Consider the following 7,562-nt stretch of genomic DNA (forward strand, 5'->3'; position numbering starts at 1 on the left):
CGCCGCCGATACCGTCGTGATCGACGACGCCTACGAGCCCGCCGAACGGAAGGACGAACTCGCCAGGCTCGCCGCTGCCACCGGTGCCCGCGTCGAGGTCGTTCGCGAACACGCCGGCCTCCGCGCCCTCGGAGGCGTCGGAGCCATCCTCCGCTTCCGCTTCCTCCCCGCGAGCTCGGCGAGTTAGCGCATCCGCGCCATCGCCGCACGGCGAACATCGGCCGCGCCACCCGCGATGAACGGACGCGCCACCACCCCGCGACGCTCCAGATAGCTCGCCGCCATCGCCGCCCGCTGCCCGCTCGCGCACGAAACCAGCACCGCCCCCTCCACCCCCGGCGCCCACTCCGGCAGCCGATCGAACGGGAGCGGGCGCGCACCCGGCAAAGGCTCGTCGCGGAGCTCCTGCTCGTACCGCACATCCAGCACCGGCACGCCTCCGCTCCGCAGCGCCTCCGCAATCTCCTCCGCGCTCGCCGTCTCCGTCCGCGCACCGAGCACCAGTTCCGCCGCCGGCGCCCAGCCCACCACGTGCTCGTACCCGATCCGAAAGAGATCCACCGTCACCCGCTCCGCCTGGACGCGGTCGTACGCGACCAGCGCGATCGGCGCATCGAACGGCACCAGCCAGCCGACGTACGCCAGCATCGATCCGCTCTCCTCGATCTCCAGCGAACCCGGCAAATGCCCAGCCGCATAGTCCTCACGCCGCCGGACATCGATCACCCACGTGTCGCTCCCGAGCCCGACGAGCGCCCCCTCGCTCAGCCGCTCCGGTCGCGGTGGCTCCCCGTACACCCGGGGCCCGCGCCGGTTGATCGGCGCCATGTACTGGTAATACCGCGGGATCGGCATCTCGCTCGCCAAGTGCAGCGCCCGAAACTCCTCGTAGCTCTTCGCGGCCAGCGCCGGATTGCGAAGCAGTTCCACAGCCATCGGCCCGCAGCGGCCCAAGTCGGCCCCCGTCGTACTGCAGAACGAGCCCGCACCGTGGGTCGGCAGCACATCCGCCGAAGCCGGCACCAGCTTCCGCAACTTCTGCGCCGTCTCCCACTGGAGGCGCGTCAACGCCTCCGTGTGCTCCCGCCCGAGCAGGTCGGTCCGCCCCACCGCCGCCATCAGCAGCGCACCACCAGTGAACGCACCCCGAACTTCGCCCCCCGCCGTCACCCCCAGGTACGCCACGTGCTCGTAGGTGTGCCCCGGCGCAGCCGTCACCACCAACTTCCCATCGCCCACCGTCACCACGTCCCCGTCCTCCACCGGCCGGTGCGGGAACTCCAGCTTGCCAGCCGCCGGCGCGATCACCTCCGCACCGAGCGCCGCCAGCTCCCGCCCACCCGACAGGTAGTCGTTGTGCACGTGCGTCTCGACCACATAGCGAATCTCCGCACCATGTTCCCGCGCAGCCTTCACGAACGGCCGGATGTCACGCTGCGGATCGATCACCGCCGCTTCGCCACCCGAAACCACCAGGTACGAAGCATCGCCCAGCGCCTCCGCCACGAATTGCACCGTTTTCATCGTCCTGTCCCTCCCCGTTCCGTTCGACCGTGTCCCGCCCGCCGAGCCTCCGCTGCGTCCCACCATCGGATGCCCCGGCAGGCCAGCGCACAGAGCTCGCCAACGCTCGGGTCGGCCAGCCGATAGTACGCCATCGTCCCCTCTGCACGTCGGCGCACCATCCGCGCAGCCGCGAGCAACCGCAAATGCTTGCTCACGTTCGCCTGCGAACAGCCCACCGCTTCCGCCAACTCCCCCACCGCCACCTCGCCGCGTTGCCCCAGCACCCGCAACATCCGCAGGCGCGTGCCATCGCCCAGCAGCCGAAATCGCTCGGCGACTTCATCGAGGACCGCATCCGGCACGTTCGACATAGGAAAACTATATAACCATGTACTCATGAAAGCAAGCATTGCGCCCGCCCGCCAGCGGCCTCACCATCCCCACCACCACCCAGCCGGAGACTGCCATGCCCGATGTCCTCCTCGAGCGCCGCGATGCCCTCGCGCTCATCACCCTCAACCGCCCCGAAACACTCAACGCCATGGGCGGCGACCTCGTCCCCCAGCTCGCGGAAGCCCTCGCCGCCGCCGAAGCCGACCCCACCGTCCGCTGCGTCGCCATCACCGGCGCCGGCCGCGCCTTCTGCGCCGGCGGCGACATCCGCGGCATGCAAGAACGCAACGACCGCCTCGCCCGAGCAGCCGCAGAGGCCGGCCCCGGCGCCATCGTCGCCGAGCTCGACCGGCTCGTCGCCGAACTGCGCCAACGGCATCGCGAGATCACACTCCGTATCCACACCATGCCCAAGCCCGTCGTCGCCCTCGTCAACGGCCCCGCGGTCGGCGCCGGATTCGCCATCGCCCTCGCCTGCGACATCCGCCTCGCCTCCGAACGTGCCCGCTTCGGCGCGGCCTTCCGCAACGTCGGCCTCCCCGGAGATTTCGGCGGCTCCTACTTCCTTCAGCGCCTCTGCGGCCCCGGCCTCGCCCGCGAACTCTACTTCACCGCCGAAATCTTCGATGCCACCCGCGCCCTCGAACTCCGCATCGTCAATCGCATCCTCCCCCACGACGAACTCCTCGGCCAGGGGCTCGACTACTGCCGCCGCCTCGCCGAAGGGCCCACCGCCGCCTACGCCCGCATGAAAGAAAACTTCAACCTCGCCGAGACCGCCACCCTCGAGCAGCTCCTCGACCAGGAAGCCCTCTACCAGCGCCTCGCCGGCTTCTCCGCCGACTCCCGCGAAGCCGTCACCGCCTTCATCGAAAAGCGCGAGCCACGCTTCGCCGGCAGATAGCCCCCAGCGAGCCCCCAGCGCACTCCCCGAGCGCGCCCCGGCCCCGGAGCCACCCTTGCCCCATCCATTGGCTTCGACGCCCGACGGGATGGCCGCCCCGCGCGCACCGACCCGCCAACACCCGAACCTGCTACCCTTCGCCCGCCAACCCTTCGCCTCGCAGAAAGGAACCCGAATGAAGCCCCTCGACGGCAAAGTCGCCATCGTCACCGGTGGCGCCCGTGGCATCGGTGCAGGTATCGCCACCGTCATGGCGCGCCAAGGCGCGCACGTCGCCATCCTCGACCTCGACGGCGAACAGGCCGCCCGTACCGCCGCCTCCCTCCCGACCCCCGGCATCGGCCTCGCCTGCGATGTCATCCTCGAAGCCCCGCTTCGCGAGGCGATCCAAACCGTCGCCGCCACCTACGGCGGCATCGATATCCTCGTCAACAACGCCGGCGCTGGCCGCGGCCCCATCGACCCCGCAGCCCTCCCCGCCAGCGCCGGCGGCGGCCGCGTCGATTCGATGACCCCCGAAGCGTGGGACGAGCAGCTCGCCCAGAACCTCCGCAGCACCTTCCTCGCCACCAAAACCACCCTCCCCTACCTCCGACAACGCGGCGCCGGCGCCATCGTCAACATCGCCAGCATCGCCGCCCTCCAGGCCGCGCCGACCCTCCCCGCCTACGCCGCCGCCAAAGCCGGCGTCATCTCCCTCACCAAAAGCTGCGCGCTCGAATACGCCCCCTTCGACATTCGCGTCAACGCCATCTGCCCAGGGTTCCTCTGGACCCGCGCCTGGGAAGGCCTCGCCACCCTCATGCAGCAGACCGTCCCCGCCTTCTCCAATAAATCAGCCCGCGAAATCTTCCTCGAAGTCGTGAAGAACGGCGTCCCCCTCGGCCGCGAACAGACGCCCGAAGATATCGGCGAACTCGCCGCCTTCCTCGCCAGCCCCGCCGCACGCAACATCACCGGCCAAGCCATCGCCGTCGACGGCGGCATCACCCTCAGGTAGCCCCAGAAGTCGCCACTCCCCGCTTCACCGCTCGACCACGACGTTCGGCACCACCGCCCGCGGCATCAACGACCGATTCGGCGAAGCCGAGCCAGAAGCCGTCGGCGTCGACGTCGGCGCGGGCGAGTGCGTCGCGACCGGCGCGGAAGGCGTTGCCGTCGGCGACGCCGGTGGCGGTGTCGGCGACGGCGTCGGCGACACCGTCGTTGGAGACGGCGGCGGTGGCTGGCTGTCCCACCCCTCGCCCGAATCGTCGACATTCCCGAACGTCACCGCCCAAAGAGAACCAGCCCGCCCGATACCCGCCACCACCCACATCGACCGCAGCATGTTCTCACGGTGCCCATAGGGCGAATTCACGAACAGATTGAACGCCTGCTGCGCGCTCCCAGCGATCGCCAAGTTCTCGCCAGCGCCGGTACTCGCATAGCCACAGTCCCGCACCCGCTGGAACGGGCTCCGCCCCAGACTGTCAGTGTGGTCGAAATACCCCTTCGCCGCCATGTCCTCCGCCATCCACGCCGCCGCCCGCGAGAGGTTCGGCGATGGCTTCAACGCCGGCACGCCATTCGCCGCGCGGAACTCGTTGATCGCACGGAGCAGATCCTGCTCCGCCGCATCCAGCGCCTGCGTCGAGGTCGAACAATTCGTCAGCGCCACCGCCGGGAACGACCAGCTCGCCCAAGCGGTCGCGCCTACCGCCGCCAGCAGCAGCGGGCCCGTTGCCAGCAACAGTCGTCGCATCGTCACCCCCGGCCGGTAGCCTCCCAGCGACAGCACCCGACGCCTCCACCCTAGCGCCCGCCCAGCGAACGAAAAACCCACATCCAGCGCCACCTCCGACGGTTTACCGACAATTTACGGTTGGCGTCCTCCCTCGCCCCCGGCCCCACGCACCCCGACGCCCCTCCCCTAGCGCACCCGGCGGCGCCCGCCGCCTACCACCAGCGCAACCACCGCCCCGAACAAAAACCCCCCGATGTGCGCGAACCACGCCACCCCGCCGCCCGTCGAGGCGGTATCCACGATCGTCGCGTAGCCCGCGAAAAGATTCTGCACGAACCAGAGCCCGATCATCAGGAACGCCGGCACCGGCAGCGGAATGAATAACAAAATGAAGAACGGCACCACCACGTGGACCGTCGAACGAGGGAACCACATCAGGTAGGCCCCCAGCACCCCAGCCACCGCACCGCTCGCCCCCACCACTGGCACCACACTCGCCGGGTCCATTGCCCCTTGCACCAGCGAAGCGACAACGCCCGACGAAAGATAGAACAGCAAAAACCCCGCGTGACCCAGCCGGTCCTCGATGTTATCGGCGAACACCCACAAGAAGAGCATGTTCCCGAGGATGTGCAACCAGCCCCCGTGAATGAACACCGCCGTCACGATCGAGAACAGCACCTCCCAGCGCGCGCTCCCCGTGAGCCCAGAAGCACCCCGAACCGTGTCGAAGAACTCCTTCGGCTGAAAGCCCCAGCGACAAATGAATTCGTTCAAGTCGTTCGGCGGAGCCCGAAATCCATAACACACCCCCGCCGTCTGCTCCACGAACCGTTGGGTCGCGCCCGCCGTCGCGCGCGGCACCGAGGCATCCATCCCCAGCATCGCGAAGAACACCGCAACGTTCACCGCCAAAAGCGCATACGTCACCCAGGGCGTCGAGTACCGGCGCGTGCTATCCCCGACCGGGATCACGCCAGCCCGTCCAAGTGCGCACCGTCGTTCATCCGGACGACGACCAACCGGCCACCCTGCTCCACCACCTCGAACAGCGTGCAGTGGCCGACCGCGAACCGAAACGTGTGCGTCTCCGGGAGCCCGAGAACGCACGCCACGAGGCAATTCAGCAACGTCCCGTGCGCCACCACGAGCACCGTCTCGCCCCGGTGGCCCGCCACAATCTCCCGGATGGCGGCCTCTCCTCGCGCCCGGACCGCCGCGGTCGATTCACCCCCCGGCGGAACCCACCCCGGATCGTCAGCCTCCATCGCCGCGAAGCCCGCAGGGTCGCGCGCCTTGCAATCCACCTCCCGCTCCAACTCCCACTCCCCATAGAATCGCTCCCGCAAATCCACCCGCTCGCAAATCGCGATGCCCCGCTCCCCCAGAGCGATCTGCGCCGTCTCGAACGCCCGCGAAAGGTCCGACGTGTAGCAGGCCGCCAGCCGTTCCCCCGCGAGCCGCCGCCCCAGCGCCCGAGCCTGCGCTCGGCCCAAGGGCGTCAATGCCGTCTCGCTCTGCCCACAGAAACGCCCCTCCACGTTCGCCACCGTCTGGCCGTGCCGCGTCAGCAACACCCGCGTCACCCGTTCCCTCGCCATGGCCAACAGCGTACGACCTCCCGAGCCTTCGCGCCCCCAACCCCCCGACTCCACTACACTGTCCCCATGCGCGATCACCTCCGCGAACGGTTCGAGGCCGAGCGCCGCCGCACCGCCTTCCTCTCCTTCCTCGCCGGCGCCGGCATCGGCATCATCGCCGCCGACACCTGGGTCTCCCACTGGCTCGGAGTCCCCGGCGGGCTCGCCATCGGCGCCCTCGCTTACGCCATCACCTACGGATACGACACCCTCATGTGGCGGAGGCGCCATGGCCGGTGAACTCTCCCACCTCGACGAGCACGGCGCCGCCCGCATGGTCGACATCTCCGCCAAAGAACCCACCGAACGCGTCGCCACCGCCGAAGCCCTCGTGCACATGCAGCCCGGCACCATCCGCCTCGTCCTCCAAGGCGGCATCCCCAAAGGCGACGTCATCGCCGTCGCCCGAGTCGCCGGGATCATGGCCGCCAAGCGCACCCACGACCTCATCCCCCTCTGCCACCCGCTCCCCATCACCGCCGCCACGCTCGAATTCGAAGCCCCCGACGATCACACCCTCCGCATCACGGCCCAGGTTCGCACCACAGGCCGCACCGGCGTCGAAATGGAAGCGCTCACCGCAGCCAGCGTCGCCGCCCTCACCGTCTACGACATGTGCAAAGCCGTCGAAAAAGGCATCCGCATCGAAAGCATTCGCCTCCTCGAAAAGCGCGGCGGCAAAAGCGGCGACTGGACCGCCGCCGGCAGCCCTCAGCCCCCGCCGCGGTAGAGCCCCCGCTCCACGATGAACGCCTCGACGGCCGCCGGCACCAGATAGCGAATCGGCTTCCCCGCCCGCACCCGCTCCCGGATCGACGTCGAACTCACCCCCAGCGGCGGCATCTCCACCCGTTCGAAACCCGCCGGAACCGGCACCCCCGGCTTCTCCGCCACCACCACCCGGGCCAACGCCCGCACCCGCTCCGGCTCGCGCCAGTTCCCCAAATCGGCCGCCGCATCGCTCCCCAACACCAGCACCAGCTCCCCCCAACCCTCCGCCCGCAACCCCGCCAACGTCTCCACCGTATAGCTCGGGCCCGGGCGCCTCACCTCGCGCTCGTCCACCGCGAACGCCGGATTCCCCGCCACCGCCAGCCGCACCATCTCCGCCCGCACCCAGCCAGGCGTCACCTCGCGGCGGCCCGCCGGCAGCCCAGCCCGCGCATTCTCCGGCGTCGCCGTGCCCGTCTTCCGGTACGGGTCACCCGCCGGCACGAACAACACCCGCGTCGCGCCCACCTGCCAACGCGCGCACTCCGCCAGCACCAGGTGGCCCACGTGCGGCGGATCGAACGTCCCCCCCAAGACGACCAGCGGCCCCTCGCCCACGTCGGCAGTCTCCCGCCCGCCGGCCCCACCCGCAAGCATTAGCACTCATTGACAGGGAGTGCTA

General features: G+C 69.7%; 11 protein-coding genes. 5 read left to right on the top strand and 6 right to left on the bottom strand.

Features of this window, described 5'->3' with window-relative positions:
* Positions 1-187: hypothetical protein (locus tag VAE53_RS01785; protein ID WP_322817645.1), on the top strand; the 187-nt coding region annotated here is incomplete at its 5' end.
* Here the strand turns inward: VAE53_RS01785 and VAE53_RS01790 are convergent.
* Positions 184-1,524: an MBL fold metallo-hydrolase gene (locus VAE53_RS01790; RefSeq protein WP_322817646.1), complete on the bottom strand. Its 1,341-nt coding sequence runs from the start codon at positions 1,522-1,524 to the stop codon at positions 184-186. The genes VAE53_RS01785 and VAE53_RS01790 overlap by 4 nt on opposite strands.
* Positions 1,521-1,877, bottom strand: coding sequence for a metalloregulator ArsR/SmtB family transcription factor (locus VAE53_RS01795; protein ID WP_322817647.1), 357 nt, complete (start codon positions 1,875-1,877; stop codon positions 1,521-1,523). Before VAE53_RS01795 ends, VAE53_RS01790 begins: the two co-directional genes overlap by 4 nt.
* Before the next feature lie 38 nt (positions 1,878-1,915).
* Here VAE53_RS01795 and VAE53_RS01800 point away from each other — a divergent pair, with 38 nt between their 5' ends.
* Both VAE53_RS01800 and VAE53_RS01805 read left to right on the top strand, forming a co-directional pair.
* Entirely contained in the window at positions 1,916-2,803 is an 888-nt protein-coding gene (locus VAE53_RS01800; protein WP_322817648.1) for an enoyl-CoA hydratase-related protein, read from the top strand.
* 175 nt (positions 2,804-2,978) lie between these two features.
* On the top strand, positions 2,979-3,803 hold the full coding sequence (locus VAE53_RS01805; RefSeq protein ID WP_322817649.1) for an SDR family NAD(P)-dependent oxidoreductase: 825 nt from the start codon (positions 2,979-2,981) through the stop codon (positions 3,801-3,803).
* 24 nt (positions 3,804-3,827) lie between these two features.
* Here VAE53_RS01805 and VAE53_RS01810 read toward each other — a convergent pair whose 3' ends face one another.
* From VAE53_RS01810 to VAE53_RS01820, 3 genes are all read right to left on the bottom strand, one after another.
* The gene (locus tag VAE53_RS01810; RefSeq protein WP_322817650.1) at positions 3,828-4,583 is read right to left on the bottom strand and encodes a CAP domain-containing protein; all 756 of its coding nucleotides are present in this window, start codon (positions 4,581-4,583) and stop codon (positions 3,828-3,830) included.
* A gap of 132 nt (positions 4,584-4,715) precedes the next feature.
* On the bottom strand, positions 4,716-5,504 hold the full coding sequence (locus VAE53_RS01815) for a rhomboid family intramembrane serine protease (RefSeq protein ID WP_322817651.1): 789 nt from the start codon (positions 5,502-5,504) through the stop codon (positions 4,716-4,718).
* On the bottom strand, positions 5,501-6,130 hold the full coding sequence (locus tag VAE53_RS01820; RefSeq protein ID WP_322817652.1) for a histidine phosphatase family protein: 630 nt from the start codon (positions 6,128-6,130) through the stop codon (positions 5,501-5,503). The genes VAE53_RS01815 and VAE53_RS01820 overlap by 4 nt, the downstream gene beginning before the upstream one ends.
* A 66-nt stretch (positions 6,131-6,196) precedes the next feature.
* Here VAE53_RS01820 and VAE53_RS01825 point away from each other — a divergent pair, with 66 nt between their 5' ends.
* Together VAE53_RS01825 and moaC are read left to right on the top strand one after the other, a co-directional pair.
* A complete protein-coding gene (locus VAE53_RS01825) occupies positions 6,197-6,409 on the top strand; it encodes a hypothetical protein (protein ID WP_322817653.1) in 213 nt (70 codons plus the stop codon).
* Positions 6,399-6,899 (top strand): cyclic pyranopterin monophosphate synthase MoaC, encoded by a 501-nt coding sequence (gene moaC, locus VAE53_RS01830; RefSeq protein WP_322817654.1) that lies wholly within the window; start codon positions 6,399-6,401, stop codon positions 6,897-6,899. The genes VAE53_RS01825 and moaC overlap by 11 nt, the downstream gene beginning before the upstream one ends.
* Here moaC and nadD read toward each other — a convergent pair.
* Positions 6,881-7,537: a nicotinate (nicotinamide) nucleotide adenylyltransferase gene (gene nadD / locus VAE53_RS01835; protein WP_322817655.1), complete on the bottom strand. Its 657-nt coding sequence runs from the start codon at positions 7,535-7,537 to the stop codon at positions 6,881-6,883. The genes moaC and nadD overlap by 19 nt on opposite strands.
* Between the last annotated feature and the right edge of the window lie 25 nt (positions 7,538-7,562).

This window comes from Tepidiforma sp., from assembly GCF_034432735.1.
Lineage (GTDB): Bacteria > Chloroflexota > Dehalococcoidia > Tepidiformales > Tepidiformaceae > Tepidiforma.